The organism is Cutibacterium granulosum (genome assembly GCF_900186975.1).
Taxonomy (GTDB): Bacteria; Actinomycetota; Actinomycetes; order Propionibacteriales; family Propionibacteriaceae; genus Cutibacterium; species Cutibacterium granulosum.
Map to the genome: position 1 here is coordinate 188889 of NZ_LT906441.1, position 22675 is coordinate 211563.

Here is a 22675-nt window from a genome sequence, read left to right on the forward strand (position 1 = left end):
GTCACAGCAGTTCCCAGACACAGCGCTACGAGCACGACGAGATCGGTGATGGCCACCCATCAAGTCTACGGGATCAACAAGGAACTCCCACGTCTCATCGCCCACAGCGCTGGAAATCCACCGTAGGATGTGTGCTCGTATCAACGAACCATCGGCACCGTTCGCGTTGTCGGGACGGTGGGACCGAATCGCCGGCCCCGTAACCCAAGGACCGACCCCTGCAAGCAGCGGACCGACCTCGGATCAGGGCAACCTGCCGATCAGCAGGTGCAGTCCGAGGAGGCCGTACGTCCCATTCCACCTCACCCGGGCAATTGCCGCACCCAGGTGATCCACCACGAGGAGGAACCATGCGCGTCGTCATCCAGCGAGCCGCCAGTGCCGATGTCACGGTGGACGGTGACGTCGTCGGCGAACTGACCTCGCCCGGGCTGCTCGTCCTGGCTGGCATCACCCACACCGACACCTCGGACGTTGTCGAGAAGGTCGCACGAAAGATCTGGAGCCTACGCATCCTCGACGAGGAGAGGTCCGCCAGTGACACTGACGCCCCGATCCTCGTCGTGAGCCAGTTCACGCTCTACGCCGCCACTCGGAAAGGACGCCGTCCCTCCTGGAGCGCGGCGGCCCCCGGCCCGGTCTCCGAACCGCTCGTCGATCATCTGGTGCAATGCCTGAGAGATCTTGGTGCGCACGTGGAGACGGGAAGGTTCGGGGCAGACATGAAGGTCCACCTGGTCAATGACGGGCCGGTCACCATCATCATCGACTCAGACAACTGGGACTGACGCACCCACGCCCCGACAGGCGCCATGAGGGCGAGGAGCGGGGAGGCTGGCGACGAGCTACTTGGCGGTCAGCACGGCGACCTGGGACAGCAGCACCGCGTCCCTGCTCGCCATGTCCTCCCCCGGCAGCGTGGAGTCGATGATTGTCATGACGATGCCACCATGTACCCGGGTGGGAGCGATCATGACGGTCTGGAACGTCGGGGAGTCATCGGTGAGATCCTGGATGAACCATTCGCCGTCGGGAAGGTCCCACCGCACCTTGAGCACTCGACGGTACTGGGGATACAGATCCACCCCATCTGTCTTCTTGGCATAGCCATTGATGAGCCCCACTCCCACCACCGCCGTACCGTCGGGCACCTTGAGGGTGATCTTCTGCCCGTTCGCCGAGCCGTCACATCGCCAGGCGGTCTGGGAGGATCCGTCAACCAGATTGGCCGGCTGGTAAGTCACCAAGCCCCCCTTGATGCCACCGCGTGGATCGGCTGTGCAGGTGGCGCTCGCCGTGATCGACGTCACTGGCCTGCTCTGCCCGGTGTAGGGGGCAGGGGCATCCGTGACATTGTCCGCCGGCACGGAGACGACGGAGTCCGGTGCCCCAGAGTCGATGCCGGACGACCTGACCACGACGGTGCCCACCAGGATCCCCACCGCCAGAGCGAGCAGGACCCAGAGCATCCACCCACGGTGAAAGGCCCGGGTGGCACTGGACGGTGAAGCCTGGTCCATCCGGTGACCGACGACCACGGATCGTCCACCCTGCTCGTCACGATCCAGGTGAACCCGGCCGTGTGTCTCCAGGTCCTTGGCACGGCGGGAGAACCTGCGATACCTGTTCCTCTCCCCCTGCTCAGAACTGGCGTGCTGCTCGTCCTCGTCCGGCTGCTCATGGGAACCGGGACGAAACCAGTCGTCGGGCAGGTCCTTCATCACACCTCCGATGGTACCCACGCCCGGGCCTGATCCCCGTCCTCCTCGCTGGGGCCTGATCCTCATCACCAGGAAAGCTCATGGTTCGGAATTGTGGAGTGGGCCGGCTCACCGAGCTGGCAGCTGCACAGTCACCCGAAGGGTTGGCACAATGTCCGTGCAGTCGTGTTCTGGTCAACTGGCGAGGAGGAACCCGTGGCGCGGATCGCGTTCTTCACCCATGAGACCACTCCATCACCCGACGCCCTGACCCTGCTCGACCATGAGATCGAACTACTGCCGCTGAATCCAGCAACGACACCACTCACCGGAACCAGGCCAGTGCGCCGATCCATGGCGGGTCGTGGTGCCACGGCATCTGCTGACGCCACGGCCGCTGGCAGCGCGACGTCGGGAGCCGACTCCGGCGCTCCCGGCCCCAGCCCCATCAGCCTGGCCACGGCAGCCGACCTCGCCCTCGTCGATTATCGGACTGCTCCTGGTGATGCCCGTCAGATGTGCGCCAGAATGGCTGCCGCTGGCCTGCGCAGACCGATCGTCGCGCTGGTACCTCAGGAAGCCCTGCCGATGCTCAGCCCCCAGTGGGGGGTCGACGACTTCCTCGTCGAGACTGCCAGCCCCCTCGAGATGGATGCCCGGATCAGGTTCATCCTGGCTGGCCCCGACGACTCACTCGTCACTGCGGGGCCATTCGTCATCGACGAGGACGGGTACACCGCGACGGTGGGCGGCATGAGCCTCGACCTCACGTACACCGAATTCGAACTGTTGAAGTTCCTCGTGGCCAATCCCGGCCGGGTACTCAGTCGGGAAGTACTGCTGTCACAGGTGTGGGGCTACGACTACTACGGTGGAACACGTACCGTTGATGTCCACATCCGTAGACTGCGCGCAAAGATCGGCCCGGAGTTCGAGGGGCACATCCACACCGTCCGGTCGGTGGGGTACCGGTTCCAGGTCAATCGCTGACCCTCAGGGACCTTGCCCCACTTCGGGAGCACCGACTGGGCTCACACAGCTGGGGCGGCGAGGCCGACCACGGAGCCCGGTGGTCACACGACATCGAGTGGCACAGAACAGGTAGATTGGTGCCGACACGTTTTCCACGAACTGATTCCGCCGAGAGAGGTGCACATGGCCCACCAGAAGGCATACCCGCCCGCGCATGACGCACAGGCGGATGCTGATCTGCCACGTCAACGCTACAGCGATCGTGAACTGTCCTGGTTGGCGTTCAACAGACGTGTGCTCGACCTCGCCGCCGATGACGAGCGCGTCCCGCTGATCGAGCGTGCGAAGTTCCTGGCCATCTTCTCCTCCAATCTCGACGAGTTCTTCATGGTGCGCGTCGCCGGGCTCAAACGTCGTATCGACGCTGGTGTCGCCGTGCCCACTGTCACCGGACAGATGCCACGTGACCTTCACGAGTCGATACTGGAGCGCACCCATGAGCTGGTCGCCGAGCAGGCTCGTATCTTCAACGACGACGTGCGTCCCGGGTTGGTGAGCGAGGGCATTCACATCGTCCGTTGGGTCGATCTCGGTGACGAGGAGAAGACGCGGATGCGCGCCCTCTTCGCCGAACGCATCTTCCCCGTACTGACCCCGCTGGCAGTCGATCCCTCGCACCCGTTCCCCTACATCCGCGGGCTGTCGATCAACCTTGCCGTCATGCTGCGCAACCCGACCACCGGCCTGCAGCAGTTCGCGCGCATCAAGGTGCCCTCGGTGCTGCCACGTCTGGTGAGCCTCGGGCAGGGCCGTTTTCTGCCACTGGAGGAGGTCATCAGTCGTCACCTGGACCAGGTGTTCACCGGTATGGACGTCCTGCAGCACACAACCTTCCGCGTCACCCGCAATGAGGATCTCGAGGTTGAGGAGGACGACGCCGAGAACCTCCTCTTCGCCCTGGAGAAGGAGCTGCTGCGCCGCAACGTCGGGCGTCCACCAGTACGTCTGGAGGTGCAAGACGACATCCAGGACGACATGCTCGACCTACTGGTACGGGAACTCGGCATTCACGACAACGAGGTGTTCCGACTCCCCGCACCACTGGATCTCACCGGCCTGTTCTCCCTGGCCGACGTCGACCGTGACGACCTCAAGTACCCCAACTTCCTGCCGATCACCCATCCCCACCTGGCCGAGGTGGAGACGTCCCAGCCCGCCGACATGTTCGCGGCGATCCGGCGACGCGACGTTCTCGTCCAGCATCCCTACGACTCCTTCGCCACGAGTGTGCAACGGTTCATCGAGCAGGCGGCTGCCGATCCCCAGGTGCTCGCCATCAAGCAGACGCTGTACCGCACCTCCGGCGACTCCCCCATCATCGACGCCCTGGTGGAGGCCGCCGAGGCCGGCAAACAGGTGCTCGCCGTCGTGGAGATCAAGGCCCGATTCGACGAGCAGGCTAATATCGCCTGGGCCCGGGTGCTGGAGCGAGCCGGGGTGCACGTCGTCTACGGCATGGTTGGCCTCAAGACCCACTGCAAGCTCTCAATGGTCATTCGCGACGAGGGGGACGGGCTGCGTCGCTACGCCCACGTCGGGACCGGCAACTACAACCCCAAGACGGCCCGTCAGTACGAGGACTTCGGCCTGCTCACCAGCAATCCGATCATCACCGACGACGTCGCCCGACTCTTCAACCACCTGTCGGGCATGACGGCCGAGAAACGCTATCGTCGACTTCTGGTGGCCCCCGAGGGGATCCGCAACGGCATCATCGACGCCATCAACCATGAGATGGCGAACAAGGAGGCCGGCAGGCCAGCTCGCGTGCGCATCAAGGTGAACTCCATCGTCGACGAGCGGATCATCGATGCCCTGTACCGCGCCTCCCGAGCCGGCGTGCCGGTGGATCTGTGGGTTCGCGGTATCTGCGCTATCAAACCGGGCATCCCCGGACTCAGCGAGAACATTCGGGTGCGTTCGATCCTCGGCCGATTCCTCGAACACTCCCGAATATTCTGGTTCGAGAACGGCGGTTCGCCCATCGTGGCCATTGGCTCGGCAGACCTCATGCACCGCAACCTGGACCGGCGAGTCGAATCGCTGGTGGGACTGTCCAACCGCACCCACGTCGCCGAGATCGACGACCTGTTCAACCTCGCCTTCGACGAGAACACCGTCTCCTGGCAACTCACCGGCGACACCTGGACCCAGGTGTCGCGTGACTCGGAGGGCAATCCCCTCACCGATCTGCAGGAGGAGCTCATCCGTCGTAGCAGGATGCGGAGAAAATGAGTCACCGCAAGCCGATTCGTGCAGCTGGTGCCGTCGTGCTGCGTACCCGAACAGACGGCACCCGTGAGGTGCTTGTCGTGCACCGTCCCCGGTACCGGGACATCACCCTGCCCAAGGGCAAGCAGCACAGGAATGAGCCACTGCCGTTGACGGCAGTACGTGAGGTGGCCGAGGAGACCGGCTGCCGAATTCGACTGGGAGTGCCGCTCCAACCGGTCGAGTACTCGATTCGCAAGGTGGGGCCGAAGGTGGTCTCGTGGTGGATCGGCGAGGCGCTCGAGGAGCAGGGGCACTCCCCCGACGATGAGGTTGACGAGGTCCTCTGGCTCCCGGTGGACAGGGCAGATGATCTGCTCACCTATCCCTCGGAGCTCCAGGTGCTCGAGGAGGCGCTGTCGGTCCCCCTACCGACGACGATCATTGTGGTGCGCCACGGCAAGGCCGTGAGCCGCAAGGAGTGGGCCGCCGGAACAAGCAGGAAACATCGCGACGATGCCAGACGCCCTCTCGACCGGCGCGGGAAACGGCAGGCCGAGGCCCTCCCCCAGATTCTCGAATGCTACGCAGTGCATCGGCTGGTGAGTTCCAGCGCTGCCCGATGCGTGCAGACCCTCACCCCCTACGCCAAACAGATCGGGGTCGACGTCCGGGCAGACGATGAGCTCACCGAGGAGGTTCACGCCGATGACCCGGACCGCACCGAGGCCCGGATGCACCGCATCGTCGCCGACGCGCTGAACGACCCCGCCCACCCAGTGGCCATCTGTGGGCATCGGCCGGTACTGCCACTCATGAATCATGCCTTGGGGGTCGTCTACCATCCCATGTCAACAGCGGAGTGCCTCATCGTTCACCTGGACAGGGACGGAAAATCACTTGCCGAGGAGCGGTTCGACTCGATCATCTGAGCCCTGAGGCGCATGTGCCATCTCGCGGCACGTACATGACGACTGCCAACCCCCCGAGAACGAGACATCCGGGCCATCTCACCTGCTGCCGGACAGCGCAACGCGAGGGCAGCTTTGTTCATTTTCTGTTCACCTACGCTAGGCAATTCGGACACTTCGCTCTTCTAGCCTTGTTGCTGCCCGAGGTCTGGGAAGTCGACCTCGACGCGGAAATCCTGTTCCCCCTAGCATCCAAGGAATTCCAGTGACGAACCGTCTTGCTAAGCTCACCGTCCTCGCCCTGTCTAGCGCCGTTGTCCTCACCGGCTGTGGCAGCAACAAGGATGACAACTCCTCGAGCGACACCAGCTCCAAGGCCGCGACGAGCGCCACCTCCGCTGAGTCCAAGAGCACTGTCGACCCGGCCTCCTTCAAGCCGGCCTGCCCCGCAGGAACCCTCAACGGAGCCGGCTCCTCGGCCCAGGCCAACGCCATCAACCAGGTGATCCAGGACTACGCAGCTGCCTGTCCCAAGACCAAGATCAACTACACCCCGTCAGGTTCGGGTGCCGGCATTGAGTCCTTCATCGGCAAGCAGGTGGACTTCGCTGGTTCCGACTCCGCTCTCAACCCCGACAAGGGCGAGGTTGACAAGGCCAAGACCACCTGCGGTACCGACGCTTGGCACCTGCCTCTCGCTGCTGGCCCCATTGCCGTCGTCTACAACGTCGACGGCGTCAGCAAGCTGAACCTCAAGACCGAGACCCTGGCCAAGATCTTCGCCGGCCAGATCAAGACGTGGGACGACGACGCCATCAAGGCCGACAACCCCGATGCCAAGCTCCCCTCGGAGAACATCTCCGTGTACTACCGCGCCGACAAGTCGGGCACCACCGACAACTTCACCAAGTTCCTCAACAAGGCTGCCGGTGACGTCTGGACCGCGAAGCACTCCAAGGAGTGGAAGGGCACCGGCAAGGGCGCTGACAAGTCCGCTGGCGTGACCCAGGCCGTCAAGGACAACAAGAACTCCATCTCCTACACCGAGTGGAGCTACGCCACCAAGAACAACCTCAACATGGCTGCCATCGACAATGGCAACGGCCCGGTCGAGCTCACCGGTGAGAGTGCTGGCAAGGCCGTCTCGGCCGCCAAGACCGCCGGCGAGGGCAACGACCTCCAGCTCGAGATGCAGTACAAGAACACGCCCAAGGACGTGTACCCCGCTGTTCTGGTGACCTACGAGATCGCCTGCTCCGCTGGCAACAAGAACGCCGACGTCCTCAAGGACTTCCTCTCCTTCTACGCCTCCCAGGACGAGCAGAAGAAGATCCAGGATCTGGGCTACGCCCCACTGCCCACCGACGTCTCCAAGAAGGCTCTGGACTCCGCCCAGGCCATCTCCTGACTTCCAGGTCGTCAAGCCTTGGTGCAACGCGACCCACATTGCAAGTCGTCACTGTCGTGACGTGATGACCCCCAGTTGCGGGAGGGCGAATCGATCAGGGTTCGTCCTCCCGTTCATGCTGAACTGAAGGAAACACATGGTTCCCCCTGCCACTCACAACGACGCCACGCCAGGTGAGCGTCCTTCGCGTGTCAGCGACAATGGTTCTGCCCATGCCCCTGCTGCCACCAGCGCAGCATCGAAGATGAAACCCGTCTCCCGGGTGGGCGACCGCATCTTCTCCGGAGTGTCGTCGACGATTGCCGTCCTGCTGGCCATTCTGGTCCTGGTCATTCTGGCGTTCCTCGTCTGGCATGCAGTTCCCGCCTTGTCGGACAACTCGGAAAACTTCTTCACCAGCCGCAAATGGGCAACGGGCGAGTCCCCGCAGGAGTTCGGTATCGCCGCCCTGCTGTGGACGACGCTCATCTCCTCCCTCCTGGCCCTGCTGCTGGCCGTTCCCCTCGCCGTGGGCATCGCCCTGTTCATCACCCAGATGGCCACCAAGAAACTCGCCGGGCCGGTGGCATTCCTCGTCGACCTGCTGGCTGCCGTACCGTCCATCGTGTACGGCCTGTGGGGCGGGATCGTCCTGGGGTCCTCGGCAATCGAGAACTGGCTCATGAAGATCAACCAAGCGATCCTGGGGTGGATCCCCATCTGGAAACCGGTCGCCGGCTGGGAGAATCCGAGCGGTACCGTCTTCCTCGCCTCCCAGGTGCTCGCAATCATGATCCTGCCGATCATCACCGCCGTGAGCCGGGACGTCATGAGCCAGACCCCACGCGACCAGATCGAGGCCGCCCTCGCCCTGGGCTCCACCCGCTGGGAGGTCATCAAGCTCGCCGTACTGCCCCATTCCAAGTCGGGCATCATCTCCGGCTCCATGCTTGGCCTGGGACGCGCACTGGGCGAGACCTTGGCCGTGACGTTGATCCTGCAGACCATCAGTCCGATGGAACTGAGTCAGGGCCTCAACCCGTCGATCTTCACCGGTGGCGAGACCTTTGCCTCGAAGATCGCACGTGACTTCGCCGAGGCGACCAACGACCCGATGGCCCTGGGCGCCCTCATCTCTGCAGCCCTGGCGTTGTTCGTCATCACCTTCATCGTCAACGCCGCTGCACGGATCATCGCTGAGAGAGGAGTGAAGAAGTGAGCACCCAAGCCCCCCAGGTGGAGGAGCCCCTGGACCTCTCCCGTCCCTCGGGATCACGCACCACCAAGAACGGTGTCGTCTCCGGATTCATGATCCTCGCCACTGCCTTGGCCATCGTGCCCCTGGCATGGCTACTCGCCTCAGCCCTGCATCGCGGTCTCGGACCGATCCTGCACGCCTCATGGTGGGCCAACACCATGGACCCAAGCCTCGACGTGGCCAAGCAGGGTGCCCTGCATGCCATCGTCGGCACCTTGGTCATCGGTCTCATCACCTCGGTGATCTCGATCCCCATCGCCCTGCTCACCGCCATCTTCCTGGTGGAGTACGCCCGTGGCACCACACTCGCCCGCGTCATCAGCTTCGCGGTCGACGTGCTCACCGGTGTTCCCTCGATCGTCGCGGCCCTGTTCATCTACGCCGTGATCGTCTCGACATTCCACGGCACGCAGTCGGCATGGGCGGCATCCCTCGCCCTGGTGATCCTCATGGTTCCCACCGTGCTGCGCTCCACCGAGGAGATGCTCAAGCTGGTACCGGACTCCCTTCGTGAGGCGTCCTACGCGCTCGGTGTCTCCAAGTGGCGCACGATCTTCAGCGTGGTGCTGCCGACCTCGATCTCCGGTGTGCTCACCGGTATCGTGCTTGGCCTGGCCCGGGTGCTCGGTGAGACTGCCCCGCTCATGGTGTTGGTGCAGTACAACACCACCTTTGCGGACGGGCCCGGATCACCGAACTTCGCCACGATCCCGACGATCATCACCGACGCCTACACCCGTGGCGGCGTCAACACCCCCAGCGTGTGGGGTGCCGCCGTCACCCTCATCATTCTGGTGATGGGGCTGAACCTCATCGCCCGAGCCGTCTCTCGCCGGTACCTGCGCCGGATGGGCAAGTGACAGAAAGCGAGCTGAACATCAATGGCAAAGCGCATCGAGGCCAAGGACCTCAACATCTACTACGGTGACTTCCACGCCGTGGAATCGGTGAACTTCACCGTCGAACCGCGAACCGTCACCGCCTTCATCGGCCCGTCGGGCTGTGGCAAGTCCACCGTGCTGCGCACCCTCAACCGTATGCACGAGGTCATTGCCGGCGCCCACTGCACCGGCCAGGTGCTGCTGGACGGTGTCGACCTGTATGGCAAGGGAGTCGACCCGGTGGCGGTACGTCGCAACATCGGCATGGTGTTCCAGCGAGCCAACCCGTTCCCCGCCATGTCCATTCGTGACAATGTCGTGGCCGGGCTGAAGCTCAACGGCGTCAAGGACAAGAAACTCCTCGACGAGACCGCTGAGCGTGCCCTGCGCGGATCGAACCTGTGGGACGAGGTGAAGGACCGCCTGGACCGCTCCGGCGCGTCGCTGTCCGGCGGCCAGCAGCAGCGTCTGTGCATCGCCCGTGCCATTGCCGTTGAGCCCGAGGTGCTCCTCATGGATGAGCCCTGCTCCGCGCTCGACCCCATCTCCACCCTCGCCATCGAGGACCTCGTCGGTGAGCTCAAGGAGCGGTTCACCGTGGTCATCGTCACCCACAACATGCAGCAGGCAGCCCGCGTCTCCGACCAGACCGCGTTCTTCAACCTGCGCGCCCAAGGTGAGCCTGGCCACTTGGTCGAGATCGACAACACCGACAAGATCTTCTCCAACCCGTCGGAGAAGGCCACCGAGGACTACATCTCGGGTCGCTTCGGCTGATTGGCGCGGATTCCTCTCGGCCAACTCAGGCCACGTCACCTCGAGCCGTCACCCCTCGGTCGCCACCACAGGGTGACGGCTCGAAGTGTCTGAGCGCTCCACCACGCCCTGTCCACGCCGTGGCCCCCTGTCAACGCCATGGACAGAACCTTGCGACCAGCAGCACGCGTCAGTTCGCGCCACCTGCCTGCTCGGCGCGCTCGGCCAGTCCCAGCAACGCATTCTCCACGACCTCGGTGAGCGCCGGATGGATCCAGTACTGACCGCGAGCCATCTGTCGTGCCCCAATACCGAGACTCATCATGGTGATGAACGACTGCAGCAGGATCGACGCCTGGGGGCCGATGACGTGCGCACCGAGGATGCGTCCGGTACCTGGCTCACCGAGCAGTTTGACGCAGTGCCCCTGGTCCTCCAGGGCCCAGCCATAGGCGACGTCGGAATACTCCTGGACGAAGGACACGTGGTCCACACCGTCCTGGCGCAGCTGACGCTCGGTGACACCCACCGAGGCCACCTGCGGATTGCTGAACACGGCGTGCGGGACGAATCGTTCGTCGGAACTCACGAGATCCTCGGGGTGAAGCAGGTTGTGTGCCACGACACGGGCCTGGGCATTGGCGACGTGTTTGAGTCTCCAGTGGGAGCAGACATCACCCAGGGCCCAGATGTGCGGCACACTGGTGCGCTGGTGCTCGTCGGCGATGACGAAGCCATCGTCGTCCACCTCCACGCCTGCGGCCGTCACATTGAGCCGATCCGTGTTGGGGATGCGCCCGGTGGCGTTGAGGACGAGGTCGGCCGGGTAGTCGTACGACACGCCGTTCTCGTCAACGGTCTGGACGACGAGATGATCACCCGCATCGACGTCGATGGCCGTGACCTGCTCACTCATCCGTAGCGACGCCACCTTGGCGAACTCACGGGTGAAACGCTCGGAGATCTCGGTGTCCTCCTTGCGCAGCATGAGACCGGAGCGATTGATGATCGTCACCTTGGTCCCCAGGGCCGAGAAGACGTGGGCGAATTCTGCAGCGATGAACCCAGCCCCCAGGATGATGAGACGTTGCGGCTGCTCGGACACCCGCATCACTTGGTCGGAGGTGACGATGCGTTCGGCCCACCGCGGATTGTCTATGCCAGGCACGTACGGCATCCGGGGGCGCGATCCAGCTGCCAGGACGATCTGATCGGCAGAGATCGTCGTGTTCCCCACCTGCAGGGTGCGCTCATCGACGAAACTGGCCTCGGCGTCGAGAAAGGTGAGATTGGGCTGCTCACGACGCCGCTGCCGGCCGGACACCGAGATCGGGTCGATGCGACCAAAGATGCGGTCGCGGATGGAGCGCCAGTCGGCACCGGTGAACTCCAGATCCACGCCAAGCCGGTGTGCCTGGTCCGTGCTGGAGGCGAACTCCGCCGGAACCACATACATCTTGGACGGGATGCATCCCGTGTTGAGGCAGGTGCCGCCGAAGGTACCGGAATCGATGAGGGCGATCCTCCGGTCTGCGAACTCGTCTCCCGGAATGGTGTTGCCAGATCCGCTTCCGATGATCGCGATGTCGAAGTGCTCCATGTTCCAAGTCTCGCACGCGCGGGTGACATGGTCGAGGACTTCCCGCTCAGCAGCCAGGTGCGTGTCGTTCCAAGGTACGGTGCCGAGGCACTGGGTCAGGACACGGTGACGAGTTTGAGCGCCTTGGTGCCATCGGCGTCAATCGTGATGAGGACGTCTCCAGGCCTCACCGGGGCCGAGACCGACCATCGTCGCCACCCCCGATGGTCGGGTTGACCGGGCGTGATGACACCGCGAGAGATGAGATCACCCTTGCCAGCGAGGTTGATCCGGTAGCTGATGGCGCGCACCTTGCGTTGCACCTGGCCCTCGATCGTGAGTCTGGTTGCCGCCAGGGTCTGCCCGGACTGGGGACGATCGATCCAGACCGGTCCACACCGATCGGTACCCTCCTCGATGAAATTGGCCTGTGGGACGCCGATGAAGGGCAGAGAGGGAGAGCCATCACGCAGCAACTGCACTGATTTCTGACCATTGCGATCCCCGACGACAGCGGTGGCCGTGTAGACGAGTTGGCGAATGGCTGCGGTGAGCTTCTCCCGGGAACGGATGGCATCCCAGGCAGCTCCCGAGACGTCCAGGACGATGACGTCACCGTGGACGACAGCCTTGTTGAGCTGCCCACCCATCCACGCCGAGGTGTAGTCCGAGTCGAGCGGGGCGGCATTGATGACTGCTGTCACTGCCGTGCCGAGCTTGTCGCTGGCAGTCGGCAGATCACGCATCTCGCGGTACAGCAGCCCGTCCGAGCGTCCGAGGTAGAGAACCGGCACGTCCTTCTGCAGGGTCGACATCGACTTCTCGTCGGATGGGTCCGGAATCATCGTCTCATCGGCCCCTGGGGCCGGAGCGGAGCGGCGCGGGGCGTGCATGCGTCCCCACACGACTGGAGCCGCGACACCGACCCCCAGAGCTGCCAGGGCACTGCCGACGACCGCTCGTCGGCTGGGGCCACGGCCACGTTGTGACACCTGCCGGATTCTCTCGTCGATGGTCTCCAGTTGGTCACTCGGTGCCTGTTGCGAGGCTGCCTCCTCCAGTGCGACGCGCAGCCAGGATTCGACATGGGCTGCGCCGTCCTCTGTTCGAAATTGCCGCCCCAAGGTGTGTATGGCCTTGTCACGTAGGTTCTCCACCGATCCCTGGCGTAGCCCGAGGACGTGTGCGGTCTCATCCTCGTCCAGGTCGGCCCACAGCAGCATGACGAGGACTTCCTGCTCGATGCGTGAAAGCTGGGAGAGCCTATCCAGTGGACTCGGCAATCCCTGTCGCCCCTCGACGTGCAACCCGGCGCGTCCCTGCCGACGACGCAACTGGTTGACGACGGTGGTGCGCAGGTAATCGGCAACGAGGTCATCGGTACGAAACCGGGGATTGATCCGATACACCTCGACAAAGGCATCGGTGACGGCCCGTTCCGCGTCCTCCCAACGACCGCAGAGCAGAAAGGCCAGCCGTACCAGATCATCCCACTGGTCATGGTAGGCAGATTTCAGCCACCATCCCCGGTCGCGGTGCTCGTCACTGGTCATCGGCACCGTTCCCCACAGGCATCATCGCCGAGGTGCGCATGACCTTCGGGGGAGCAGCGTGCGTCATTCATGAGCGATCTGCCTGACCACCAGTGCCAGCAGAGATGTTGGCCTTGCGAGCCTTCCTGGGCACCAGGTCAATGGCAGGTTCTGCGTAGTCGACGCGCACGATGCGTCCGTCAAGGACCCCGAAACTCGTCACCGAGGCAAGTGTGCACTGTCGAGACCGCGGATCATGGGGCAGCCTGCGTCCTTCGGCGGCACATCGGGCGATCCAGATGGGCAGCTGGTGGGAGACGATGAGTGCCTCACCTGCCGGACCGACTTCCTCAGCCGCATGTAGGATGGCTCGGGTCATGCGTTCGGCGATGTCGACATAGGGTTCCCCCCAGCTGGGTCGGACCGGGTTGACGAGGAGTTTCCAGTTGTGCGGATCGCGCAGCGGATGGTGACCGGGGCCGAAGCTCTGCCCCTCGAAGGCGTTGGCCGCCTCGGTGACGTCATCGTCCAGGTGGACCTTCAGCTCGGGGTGCAGACTGGCGATCGGTGCGATCGTCTCCTGGGCACGCTCCATCGGCGAGCTGACGAGCAACGCAAGTGGCCGTTCGGCGAAGTACTCCGCAGCCCGAGCCGCCATCCGGCGCCCCAGGGCCGTGAGATGGAAGTCGGGGATCCTGCCGTACAGGACTCCGGTGGGGTTGTCCACCTCACCGTGACGCAGGACGTGGACGGTCGTGGTCTGGTTCATCGTCGCTCTCTCCTTGCTCACGCGGGCGCACTCCCCAACCATCTTTGCAGATGAACCGAAACCCCGAACCTGCTCAGCGACTACGCCTGCCACGTCGACGACGCTGGGAGGGGCGAACCACCGGTGATCCCTTGGCGATGAGGTCGTCCCGTCGGTGGGCGGCGAAGTCGGCCAGCGCGTCGGCCAGGGCAGGCAGGGTGGGCTCGGAGGCGACGACGTCGACGTGCAGCCCGTGCTCCTCACAGGTCTCGGCAGTACGCGCCCCAATGGCAGCCACCACGGTGTACTTGTGGGGTTTGCCAGCAATACCGACGAGGTTGCGCACCGTGGTCGAGGAGGTGAAGGCCACGGCGTCGAATTTGCCGGTCTTGATGGCATCACGTGTCTCGGCTGGTGGTGGGGCAGCTCGCACGGTGCGATAGCCGATGATGTCCTCGACCTCCCAACCCAGGTCGGACAGCTGGGCCGACAGTGATTCGGTGGCGATGTCGGCGCGCGGCACGAAGACCCGGTTGATGGGGTCCAGAACGTCGTCGAAGGCTGGGAAGACGTCGGCCAGGGCGGCCGTGGACTGTTCCCCCGTGGGGATGAGGTCGGGACGCACTCCCTGCTTGGTCAAGGCATCCACCGTGGAGTCGAAGATCGCGGCGATGCGCAACCCCGAGTAGGCTCGCGCGTCCAGCCCGATGGCGTCAAGCTTCTCGGTGACTGCCCGCACCGCATTCGCCGAGGTGAACACGACCCACTCGTAACGTCCCTCGACCAGTCCGCGAATGGCCTTGTCCATCTGCTGCGGGGTACGCGGCGGTTCCATCGAGATCGTCGGCACGTCGAAGGAGTGGGCCCCGTAGGCCTGCAGCCGGGAGGGCAGGATCGCCGAGTGGTCGCGGGTACGTGGGATGAGCACCGACCAGCCGAACAGTGGCTTGGACTCGTACCAGTCCAACTCCTCACGTGACGGCCCCTCTGCCACTCGTCCGATGACGACGTGCACCATCTCATCGGACTCCACCCGACTGGCCGGAAGCACCTTGGGAAGGGCAGCCAAGGTGGTCGTCGTGGAGACCTGCTCGGTGGTGGCACCGTGGCGAGTGAGCACAGCCGACTCATCCTGGTCCCGCCCGGACTCGATGGCATGGTCAACGAGCAGCGGGACTTGTCCAGCAGTGACACGGGCGACGATGAGGCCGCGTCGTGCCCAGGGATGGCCCTCCTCCTGAAAGTCTCGTTTGGCAGCGGTGGGCCCGATGAGCTGAACGTCATGGCCGTGCAGGGTGACACCGGCGTACTCGGGCACCGAGGTGAGCGGGGAGATGCCCGGCATGACGTCGACGTCGATGTCGGCCTTGGCCAGGGCAGCTGCCTCCGCGGCAACGTCCCCGTCGAGGAAGGGGTCTCCGCTCACCAGACGCACGACGTCCAGGCCGCGCCGGGCGGAATCGACGAGCTCAGCGGTGAGATCTGCTTCGGCCTGCTCGTCGAACTCCTCCGCACTGATCCCGGCGGGGACGATACGCACCTCGTCGTGCAGGGCGAGGACGTCGGACTCCACCAGATCACGATGTGCCGGGCAGGTGAGCACGATGACCTGCGCAGCGTTGATGGCCCGCACTGCTGCGATGGTCAACAGGGACGGGTCTCCCGGACCAGTTCCGACGAACTGGACGCGCGGCTGAGACGTGGCCGTCGGACGACTTTCCGCCCCGGAAGACGCGTCGATCACCGAGGTCGTCTCGCTCATGTGATGTCCCTTCGTCGACCCCTCGTCAAGGACTGATCAACGAGGGTGATAGTATTTGAGCCCGCCGGGCCTGTCGTGCTGAGCATATTCGCCAGGCGCGTCGAGAGCCACTTGTAGCGCATACGCCCTTCTCAGCCCACGCCCAAGCGCACAAAGACTCACGTGAGCTGGCGCGGGTACAGCCTCACGCAGGTTGCGTGAGCGTACAACAACATCCCCTCGAATCCGCCCACCAAGTTTCCCATGCAGGGAGTGGCTTGGTGAGGCTATGACGACTCGAGGGGTTGTGTTTTGTGTGTGACGGCCCGGGATGAGCCCTCTGGATCACCGTCCAGACTGACTCATCCAGCCGCCATCAGCATCACTTGCCAGCGCGACGACGCTGGATGCGCGTCTTCTTGAGAAGCTTGCGATGCTTCTTCTTGGCCATACGCTTGCGACGCTTCTTGATGACGGAACCCACTGTTGACCTCTCTCGACATGGCAGTAGCCGCTGGCACGTCACGCAACCGTGACAGACAGCTGGCGTGACAAGGCGTGATTGCTCGATTCAGTGCCGCAGCAACGATTCCTCGAGCAGACAATCGCCAATTGTACGGCAAACCGGATCAGTCTCCAAGCTGTCGGCACGGGCACGCGGCCAAAGCCACCACTGATTTCCCCTGAGGAAACGCCCGCGACGCTGCGCTGAAATTTTCGCCGCACAGGCACCACTGCCTTTTCCTGGGAAAACGCCACATGCGCCCGGCTGCCCCGTACCCCGTCAATCCGTCATTCGAAGCGGTCGCCCATGCTCCTGGCCTTGTCACAGCAGGCCTGCATGGCTCGGAAGAATGCGGTACGCAAGCCATGGGCTTCCAGCTCATCCAGGGCGGCCGCCGTCGTACCCCCTGGTGAGGTGACCTGGTTGCGCAGCGCAGCAGGGTGTTGCCCCTGCCGCAGCAGCTCTGCGGACCCGGACAGGGTGCCGATGACGAGCTCACTGGCCTGGGCACGTGGCACGCCCAGTCCGACGGCAGCATCCATCATGGCCTCGGCCACCAGGAAGATGTAGGCCGGGCCAGAACCGGAGACGGCCGTGGCAGCATCATGGAGGTGCTCGGGAACCTGGACGACGTCCCCCACCCGCTCGAGTGTCGCGGCAACCTCGTCAGCCGCCTGCTCGGCTCCTCGTGCCGGGGAGACGATGAACACTCCCCGGCCCACCGATGCTGGGGTGTTGGGCATGACCCGAACGACCGGGCCTGCTTGGCGGGCCTGGTGCAGGGCAATGGTCGGCACTCCAGCGGCGATGGAGACGAGGACGGGGTCGGGACCCAGCCGCGCCTCGCGCAACACGGGCAGGGCCAGATGAGGCTTCACCCCGAGCAGCACGACCTTCGCCCCGGCACACGCCGCGGCATTGTCGTCACAGACCCGCACCCCGAGTTGACTGCGGATCCGCTCGCGACTGGCCTGGCTGGCAGCAGTGGCGACAACCTCGTCGGGGCGCACGACGTCGGCATCCAGCAGGCCGGCGAGAATGGCGGAGGCCATCGTGCCACACCCCAGGACGGCGAGTGTGACGCCGGACGACTCGCTCACTGGGCAACCACCAGTTCGGCAAGTTGGACGGCATTGAGGGCTGCCCCCTTGCGCAGATTGTCGGCAGTGCAGAAGAGGACGAGCCCGTGACCTTCGGGAGCCGACTGGTCGGCACGAATCCGACCCACCAGGCTGGGATCGGTACCAGCAGCCGAACGGGGGTCGGGAACGTCAACCACTTCGACGCCGGGGGCCGCGCGCAGCAGCTCGGTGGCACGCTGCGGGGTGATCTCGTCGGCGAACTCGGCATGCACCACCAGCCCGTGGCCACTGAACACCGGGATGCGCACACAGGTGCCAGCCACCAACAGATCTGGGATGTGAAGGATCTTGCGCGACTCGTTGCGCAACTTCTGTTCCTCGTCGGTCTCGCCGGTGCCGTCGTCGACGAGGTTCCCGGCGATCGGAACGGCGTTGTAGGCGATGGGGGCGACGTAGGGGCCAAGATCGGTGGGCTGATAGGCGGCACCGTCCAAGGCCAGCTCGGCAGGATCACGGGTGGCCTGGGTCTGGTCGGTCAAGGTGCGCACCCCTGCGAGACCGGAACCGGAAACCGCCTGATAGGTGGCCACGACCAGACGTCGCAGACCGGCCTCGTCGTGCAGGGGCTTGAGGACGGGCATGGCAGCCATCGTCGTGCAGTTGGGGTTGGCGATGATGCCCTTGGGACGCTCGTTGACGTCTTCCGGGTTGACCTCGCTGACGACCAAGGGCACCTGTGGGTCCTTGCGCCAGGCCGAGGAGTTGTCGATGACGACGGCTCCGGCAGCGGCCACCTGGGGGGCGAACTGTTTGGAGGCGGCCCCACCGGCGGAGAACAGGGCGATGTCCAGACCGGAGAAATCGGCGGTGGCGGTGTCCTCGACGACCACCTCACCACCGGCCCACGGCAGGGTGGTGCCGGCCGAGCGGGACGAGGCGAAGAATCGCACCTCGTCAGCCGGGAAGTTTCGCTGTTCGAGCAGGGTTCGCATGACCCTGCCGACCTGACCTGTGGCTCCGAACACTCCAAGACGCATGGTCACATCCTAGATGCGCATCAGCGAGGAACCAGCACGTCCCGGATGTCGATCAGCTCCCCGGACGTCCCACCAGTACCACCGCTCACCGATGCCGGACGACGGAGCGCGACAGCAGCCACAGGTTTGCCGGCCGTTCCACCAGGCGACGAATGCCGTATTCGTACCAGTTCGTGCCGTAGGGCAGGTAGACGCGCATCCGTCTGCCGACATCCACCAGACGACGCTGCTCGAGGGGGCGGATGCCGTGGAGCATCTGGAACTCGACGTCGGTGCGTCCCAAGCTGCTCATCATACGTTCGGTGATCGCCACGAAGACCGGGTCGTGAGTGGCGATGAGGGGCCGCGCCGGGCTGGTGAGAAGGGTGCGCAGGCAGGACGCCATGCGCAGGTCGATGTCGTGGGGACGGATGAGTGTCACCGACGGTGGACCGGTGTACGACCCCTTGCACAGCCGGATCCGTCGACCAGCAGTGATGAGTTCATCGAGCTGGTCGAGGCTGTCGTGTCGAGCGGCCTGCACGACGACCCCGGTGTCGGGGTACTCCTTGAGCAACCGACGCTGCACCTGCATGGTCGCATCATGATCGCCAGGCCCCTCGTCGTCGATGGTGACGAGGATGCCAGCCTCCTGGGCAGCGCCGATGACGGTGACAGCGTTGTCGTGAGCCAGGACGGGGTCGACGTCGAGCCCCAGGCCGGTGAGGGCCAGGGAGAGTTCGGCGGTGCCAGTGAGCTCTGGACGAGCCCGGATGGCGTTGATGGCGGCCAGGGCCTCGGCAGTGCATGCCGCAGCTTGGTGGCGATCGGTGGCACGGTCGGCCAGGAATCGCACGGAGAAGTTGAGCCCCTTGAACACCTGATCGGCAGCCACCTCCATCGCCACACCGAGGTTGTCTCCGGCAATGTAGCCGCGCGCCAGTTCTCGTACCGGTGTGGTGGACGACACCCACGTCGACACGGCGCTGGTGGTGAGCAGGTCGAAGAAGCGTTCCCGGGAACGGATCGGTGACATCGTCAGTCCCCATCAGTTCGCGTGGTGCAGGCAAGGGCGTCGGCAATGGCCTGCCGAGTCTCGACCAGGCTTCGCGACAGGGCGACGCGACGTTCGCGGGGACCGGAGAGTCGTCGGGTGTTGACCTCCAGGACGACATCCCCGCGAAAACCGCCCTGGACGGCTTCACGCACCACCTGCCAGGCATGCTGCCCACCCTGACCGGGCATCAGGTGTTCGTCCCGGAACGAGCCGGAGCCGTCCGTCAGATGGATGTGGGTGAGGCGCTCCCCCCACCGCTGCACGAGGTCGAGTGCACTGCACTGCGCCGTCGCTGCATGGGAGAGATCCAGGGTGAGGTGCGAGTAGGACCTCTCGCTGGGGTCCCAGTCGGGTGCGTAGGCGAGGAATCGGCCGACCGGGGTGCGCCACGGGTACATGTTCTCCACGGCGATGCGCACTCCCGCCGCGACGTTGCGTGGATCGGCCTCCAGACGGGCGACGCCCTCCTCGAACCCTGCGGCGTAGTCACGTTGCCAGCGAAACGGCGGATGCACGACGACGGTCCGTGCCCCGAACCGACGGGCTGCCTCACATGCCTTCTCCAGCCGGGGCCAGGGCTGCCCTCCCCACACCGTGGGGGTGACGAGCAGGCATGGAGCGTGCACCGAGGTGACGGTGATGTCATTGGCCCGGGCGGCCTCCTCGACCCGGTCGATGTCGGCGGAGATTCCGTCAATGCCCACCATGAGTTCGATACCGTCAAATCCCAGATCGGCGGCACATGCGATGCCCTGAACGGTGGATTCGGGGTACACCGACGTCGTCGACAGGGTCACTCGCGGGGTTGACATGGTCACTCGCGGGCTCTGGCGCTCTTCATGGACTGCCACGGCCCCAAACTTACCGCGGGACACCCCGTCACCCCCAGTACTCGTAGTGCTTTCGGGGCACTCGCAGGTGCTTCCGAGGTTCAGGGGTGTTCCCGGGGTCGCGAGGTGCCCCAGCGCCGGGGGTGGTGCTGTCATGCCGCCTGACGCAACCGTGACACCCACGGCATCTGGCACGTAACTGTCCATTATGCCAGAACCACACGATGTCTCGGGCGCAACCCCGGATTTCATCTGCACGTGTCAACAGTCCACAATAAGGGCATGCACGTCGACCACCTCATGTTTGCAGCCGGACCAGAAGGCCTCGAGGTCGAGGCTGCCCGAATGGGAGAGAAACTGGGCACCTCGTTCATCAACGGCGGTATCCATCCCCGATTCGGCACCCGCAACCGGATCCTGCCACTGGCTGGGCCACGGTACGTCGAGATCGTCGAGGTTCTGGACCATCCCGCTGCCGAGAAGGCCGTCTTCGGCCAGGCCGTGCGCGCCCGCAGCGAACAGGGCGGTGGCTGGCTCGGATGGGTGGTGTCGGTGCCGGACCTGACCCCCTTCGAGGAACGACTGGGACGCAAGTCCGCCCCAGGAGCACGTCATTTCCCCGATGGACGCTACCTCGAGTGGCACCAGCTCGGCGTGCGCGGGATCATGACCGACCCCCAGCTTCCCTACTTCCTTCAGTGGGACTCCAGTCCGGAGCTGCTGCCCAGCGCCTTGTCGGGCACCATCTCGATGCGGACGATCGAGATCAGCGGGTCTCGCAAGCGAGTCGAGGAATGGCTCGATGAGCCGATTCCCGGCGAGGTCGAGGGCATTGAGTTCAACTTCTCCAGTCCCAACGGTCATCCTGGTATCAGCAGTGTGACCTTCGACGTTCCCGGCCGTGGCCTGGTGCGCATCTGATCCACGTGGTGCGCATGTGACCTCACTGCCTGCCGAACCCCTCGAAAAAATGTCTCACCCTTGGTCCACACTGGTGATGGCCCGAGAAATGGACGTGAGGAGGCGGCGTGGCCAAGAAGAATGCCGACCGGTGGATCTGCACCGAGTGCGGGTGGACGACGAACAAGTGGGTCGGCCGATGTGGCGAGTGCCAGACCTGGGGTTCGGTCGTCGAACGCGGTACGCCGAAGCTTGAGAACGTCAGCAGCCAGGCCCCTATCTCGGCAGCGGTACCGATCGGGCAGGTGGGTGAGGAGGCGGCGGATCGTCATCTCACCGGAATCACCGAGTTGGATCGCGTACTGGGCGGTGGCTTGGTACCGGGAGTCGTCATCCTGCTGGCTGGTGAGCCGGGAGTGGGCAAGTCGACCCTGCTGCTGGACGTTGCAGCGAAGTGGGCCGAGACCGGAAGACGTACCCTATACGTCACCGGGGAGGAGTCCGCTGCGCAGGTGAGGCTGCGTGCCGGGCGTACCAATTCCCTGTCCGACGAGTTGTACCTTGCCTCCGAGACGGACCTGGGAACCGTGCTGGGCCACATCGAACAGACCTCACCGAGCCTGCTGGTGGTGGACTCGGTGCAGACGATCGGCACGACCGAGGCGGATGGCTCCCCCGGCGGGGTCTCGCAGGTGCGCGAGGTCACTGGAGCGTTGGTGCGCACCGCGAAGCAACGCGGTATGGCGGTCGTCATCGTCGGACACGTCACCAAGGACGGCTCCATCGCCGGACCGCGCACCATGGAGCACCTGGTGGACGTCGTCCTGAACTTCGAGGGGGATCGACATTCCGGGTTCCGCATGGTCCGCGCGACGAAGAACCGTTACGGCCCCTCCGACGAAGTGGGCTGCTTCGAGATGACCGACTCGGGCATCGTCGAGGTTCCCGATCCGTCTGGTCTGTTCACCTCCGACAATGCCGATCCCCAGCCGGGCACGTGCGTGACGGTGACCGTGGAGGGACGCCGTCCCCTGCTGTCCGAGGTCCAAGCACTGGTGGCCCCGTCCACCTCGGAGCGTTACCCCAGACGCACCACTCACGGTGTGGACAACGGAAGGGTTGCCATGATCCTCGCCGTCCTGGAGCGCAAGGCCGGGCTGCCACTGAGCAGCCGGGACGTCTACGTCTCCACTGTGGGTGGTGCCCGAATCAGTGATCCGTCAGCTGATCTCGCCATCGCCGTGGCAGTTGCCTCAGCAACGATCGACCGTAATTTCCCCACTCGCGTCATTGCCATGGGCGAGGTGGGGCTGGCCGGGGACCTGCGTCGTGTACCAGATCTGGAACGACGTGTCGGTGAGGCTGCACGGTTGGGTTTCGAGCTGGCAGTCGTGCCACGCAACTCTCGCGCGGCCCACACCAAGATCCCGAAGATGCACGAACTGCACGTCATCGAGGTGTCGACGGTGGCCGAGGCCCTCGGCGTGCTCGACATGCGTCGGAAAGCAGGTGCACGATGAGCAGACGGGGCACACGCGGGGCAGAGAGG

The 22675-nt window shown here is 64.6% G+C and carries 20 protein-coding genes; 10 read left to right on the forward strand and 10 right to left on the reverse strand.

Translation table 11 applies throughout. The annotated features are described in order from the left end of the window. Positions 1 to 350 precede the first annotated feature (350 nt). Entirely contained in the window at positions 351 to 788 is a 438-nt protein-coding gene (dtd, locus tag CKV91_RS00890; RefSeq protein ID WP_021105097.1) for a D-aminoacyl-tRNA deacylase, read from the forward strand. Positions 789 to 845: 57 nt separating this feature from the next. Here the strand turns inward: dtd and CKV91_RS00895 are convergent, their stop codons facing one another. Beyond that, complete coding sequence (locus CKV91_RS00895) at positions 846 to 1721, reverse strand: NADase-type glycan-binding domain-containing protein (RefSeq protein ID WP_065860562.1); 876 nt, start codon at positions 1719 to 1721, stop codon at positions 846 to 848. Positions 1722 to 1916: 195 nt separating this feature from the next. Between CKV91_RS00895 and CKV91_RS00900 the strand changes: the two genes are divergently transcribed. The 7 genes from CKV91_RS00900 (at position 1917) to pstB (ending at position 10157) form a co-directional block, all read left to right on the forward strand. After that, positions 1917 to 2690 carry a winged helix-turn-helix transcriptional regulator gene (locus CKV91_RS00900; RefSeq protein ID WP_324603034.1) on the forward strand — a complete coding sequence of 258 codons (774 nt, stop codon included), beginning with the start codon at positions 1917 to 1919 and terminating at the stop codon, positions 2688 to 2690. Positions 2691 to 2855: 165 nt separating this feature from the next. Beyond that, positions 2856 to 4967 carry an RNA degradosome polyphosphate kinase gene (locus CKV91_RS00905; RefSeq protein WP_021104108.1) on the forward strand — a complete coding sequence of 704 codons (2112 nt, stop codon included), beginning with the start codon at positions 2856 to 2858 and terminating at the stop codon, positions 4965 to 4967. Next, positions 4964 to 5875 carry an NUDIX hydrolase gene (locus CKV91_RS00910; RefSeq protein ID WP_065860396.1) on the forward strand — a complete coding sequence of 304 codons (912 nt, stop codon included), beginning with the start codon at positions 4964 to 4966 and terminating at the stop codon, positions 5873 to 5875. The genes CKV91_RS00905 and CKV91_RS00910 overlap by 4 nt, the downstream gene beginning before the upstream one ends. Positions 5876 to 6119: 244 nt before the next feature. Beyond that, a complete protein-coding gene (pstS, locus tag CKV91_RS00920) occupies positions 6120 to 7262 on the forward strand; it encodes a phosphate ABC transporter substrate-binding protein PstS (protein WP_065860395.1) in 1143 nt (380 codons plus the stop codon). A 244-nt stretch (positions 7263 to 7506) separates the two neighbouring features. Continuing rightward, on the forward strand, positions 7507 to 8460 hold the full coding sequence (gene pstC / locus CKV91_RS00925) for a phosphate ABC transporter permease subunit PstC (RefSeq protein WP_036956972.1): 954 nt from the start codon (positions 7507 to 7509) through the stop codon (positions 8458 to 8460). After that, positions 8457 to 9359: a phosphate ABC transporter permease PstA gene (gene pstA, locus CKV91_RS00930; RefSeq protein ID WP_065860394.1), complete on the forward strand. Its 903-nt coding sequence runs from the start codon at positions 8457 to 8459 to the stop codon at positions 9357 to 9359. Before pstC ends, pstA begins: the two co-directional genes overlap by 4 nt. Positions 9360 to 9380: 21 nt before the next feature. Next, positions 9381 to 10157 (forward strand): phosphate ABC transporter ATP-binding protein PstB, encoded by a 777-nt coding sequence (gene pstB / locus CKV91_RS00935; RefSeq protein ID WP_021104101.1) that lies wholly within the window; start codon positions 9381 to 9383, stop codon positions 10155 to 10157. Positions 10158 to 10326: 169 nt separating this feature from the next. Here the strand turns inward: pstB and CKV91_RS00940 are convergent, their stop codons facing one another. The 9 genes from CKV91_RS00940 to CKV91_RS00980 form a co-directional block, all read right to left on the reverse strand. Continuing rightward, positions 10327 to 11736, reverse strand: coding sequence for a mycothione reductase (locus tag CKV91_RS00940; protein ID WP_065860393.1), 1410 nt, complete (start codon positions 11734 to 11736; stop codon positions 10327 to 10329). 95 nt (positions 11737 to 11831) lie between these two features. Continuing rightward, positions 11832 to 13268 (reverse strand): GerMN domain-containing protein, encoded by a 1437-nt coding sequence (locus tag CKV91_RS00945; protein WP_021104098.1) that lies wholly within the window; start codon positions 13266 to 13268, stop codon positions 11832 to 11834. A gap of 67 nt (positions 13269 to 13335) precedes the next feature. Continuing rightward, entirely contained in the window at positions 13336 to 14016 is a 681-nt protein-coding gene (locus tag CKV91_RS00950; protein ID WP_065860392.1) for a histidine phosphatase family protein, read from the reverse strand. A 73-nt stretch (positions 14017 to 14089) separates the two neighbouring features. Continuing rightward, positions 14090 to 15757 carry a bifunctional uroporphyrinogen-III C-methyltransferase/uroporphyrinogen-III synthase gene (locus CKV91_RS00955; RefSeq protein WP_065860391.1) on the reverse strand — a complete coding sequence of 556 codons (1668 nt, stop codon included), beginning with the start codon at positions 15755 to 15757 and terminating at the stop codon, positions 14090 to 14092. 361 nt (positions 15758 to 16118) lie between these two features. Next, positions 16119 to 16220 carry a 30S ribosomal protein bS22 gene (locus CKV91_RS00960; protein ID WP_002550589.1) on the reverse strand — a complete coding sequence of 34 codons (102 nt, stop codon included), beginning with the start codon at positions 16218 to 16220 and terminating at the stop codon, positions 16119 to 16121. A 308-nt stretch (positions 16221 to 16528) separates the two neighbouring features. After that, a complete protein-coding gene (proC, locus tag CKV91_RS00965) occupies positions 16529 to 17293 on the reverse strand; it encodes a pyrroline-5-carboxylate reductase (RefSeq protein ID WP_065860561.1) in 765 nt (254 codons plus the stop codon). 44 nt (positions 17294 to 17337) lie between these two features. Beyond that, complete coding sequence (locus CKV91_RS00970) at positions 17338 to 18360, reverse strand: aspartate-semialdehyde dehydrogenase (protein WP_065860390.1); 1023 nt, start codon at positions 18358 to 18360, stop codon at positions 17338 to 17340. 85 nt (positions 18361 to 18445) lie between these two features. Then, positions 18446 to 19375, reverse strand: a complete 930-nt coding sequence (locus CKV91_RS00975) for a proline dehydrogenase family protein (RefSeq protein ID WP_021104091.1) — start codon at positions 19373 to 19375, stop codon at positions 18446 to 18448. Positions 19376 to 19377: 2 nt separating this feature from the next. Beyond that, positions 19378 to 20193, reverse strand: a complete 816-nt coding sequence (locus CKV91_RS00980; RefSeq protein WP_051254806.1) for a sugar phosphate isomerase/epimerase family protein — start codon at positions 20191 to 20193, stop codon at positions 19378 to 19380. Positions 20194 to 20508: 315 nt separating this feature from the next. Here CKV91_RS00980 and CKV91_RS00985 point away from each other — a divergent pair, with 315 nt between their 5' ends. Beyond that, positions 20509 to 21147 (forward strand): VOC family protein, encoded by a 639-nt coding sequence (locus CKV91_RS00985; RefSeq protein WP_021104088.1) that lies wholly within the window; start codon positions 20509 to 20511, stop codon positions 21145 to 21147. A gap of 107 nt (positions 21148 to 21254) precedes the next feature. Further along, complete coding sequence (gene radA, locus CKV91_RS00990) at positions 21255 to 22646, forward strand: DNA repair protein RadA (protein ID WP_021104087.1); 1392 nt, start codon at positions 21255 to 21257, stop codon at positions 22644 to 22646. The last annotated feature ends 29 nt before the right edge of the window (positions 22647 to 22675 follow it).

Bases quoted from the DNA above. Each gene is read 5' to 3' on its own strand.
- dtd (WP_021105097.1), top strand. From the start codon at position 351: ATGCGCGTCGTCATCCAGCGAGCCGCCAGTGCCGATGTCACGGTGGAC.
- CKV91_RS00895 (WP_065860562.1), bottom strand. From the start codon at position 1,721: ATGAAGGACCTGCCCGACGACTGGTTTCGTCCCGGTTCCCATGAGCAG.
- CKV91_RS00905 (WP_021104108.1), top strand. From the start codon at position 2,856: ATGGCCCACCAGAAGGCATACCCGCCCGCGCATGACGCACAGGCGGAT.
- CKV91_RS00910 (WP_065860396.1), top strand. From the start codon at position 4,964: ATGAGTCACCGCAAGCCGATTCGTGCAGCTGGTGCCGTCGTGCTGCGT.
- pstC (WP_036956972.1), top strand. From the start codon at position 7,507: ATGAAACCCGTCTCCCGGGTGGGCGACCGCATCTTCTCCGGAGTGTCG.
- pstB (WP_021104101.1), top strand. From the start codon at position 9,381: ATGGCAAAGCGCATCGAGGCCAAGGACCTCAACATCTACTACGGTGAC.
- CKV91_RS00940 (WP_065860393.1), bottom strand. From the start codon at position 11,736: ATGGAGCACTTCGACATCGCGATCATCGGAAGCGGATCTGGCAACACC.
- CKV91_RS00945 (WP_021104098.1), bottom strand. From the start codon at position 13,268: ATGACCAGTGACGAGCACCGCGACCGGGGATGGTGGCTGAAATCTGCC.
- CKV91_RS00950 (WP_065860392.1), bottom strand. From the start codon at position 14,016: ATGAACCAGACCACGACCGTCCACGTCCTGCGTCACGGTGAGGTGGAC.
- CKV91_RS00955 (WP_065860391.1), bottom strand. From the start codon at position 15,757: ATGAGCGAGACGACCTCGGTGATCGACGCGTCTTCCGGGGCGGAAAGT.
- proC (WP_065860561.1), bottom strand. From the start codon at position 17,293: ATGGCCTCCGCCATTCTCGCCGGCCTGCTGGATGCCGACGTCGTGCGC.
- CKV91_RS00970 (WP_065860390.1), bottom strand. From the start codon at position 18,360: ATGCGTCTTGGAGTGTTCGGAGCCACAGGTCAGGTCGGCAGGGTCATG.
- CKV91_RS00975 (WP_021104091.1), bottom strand. From the start codon at position 19,375: ATGTCACCGATCCGTTCCCGGGAACGCTTCTTCGACCTGCTCACCACC.
- CKV91_RS00985 (WP_021104088.1), top strand. From the start codon at position 20,509: ATGCACGTCGACCACCTCATGTTTGCAGCCGGACCAGAAGGCCTCGAG.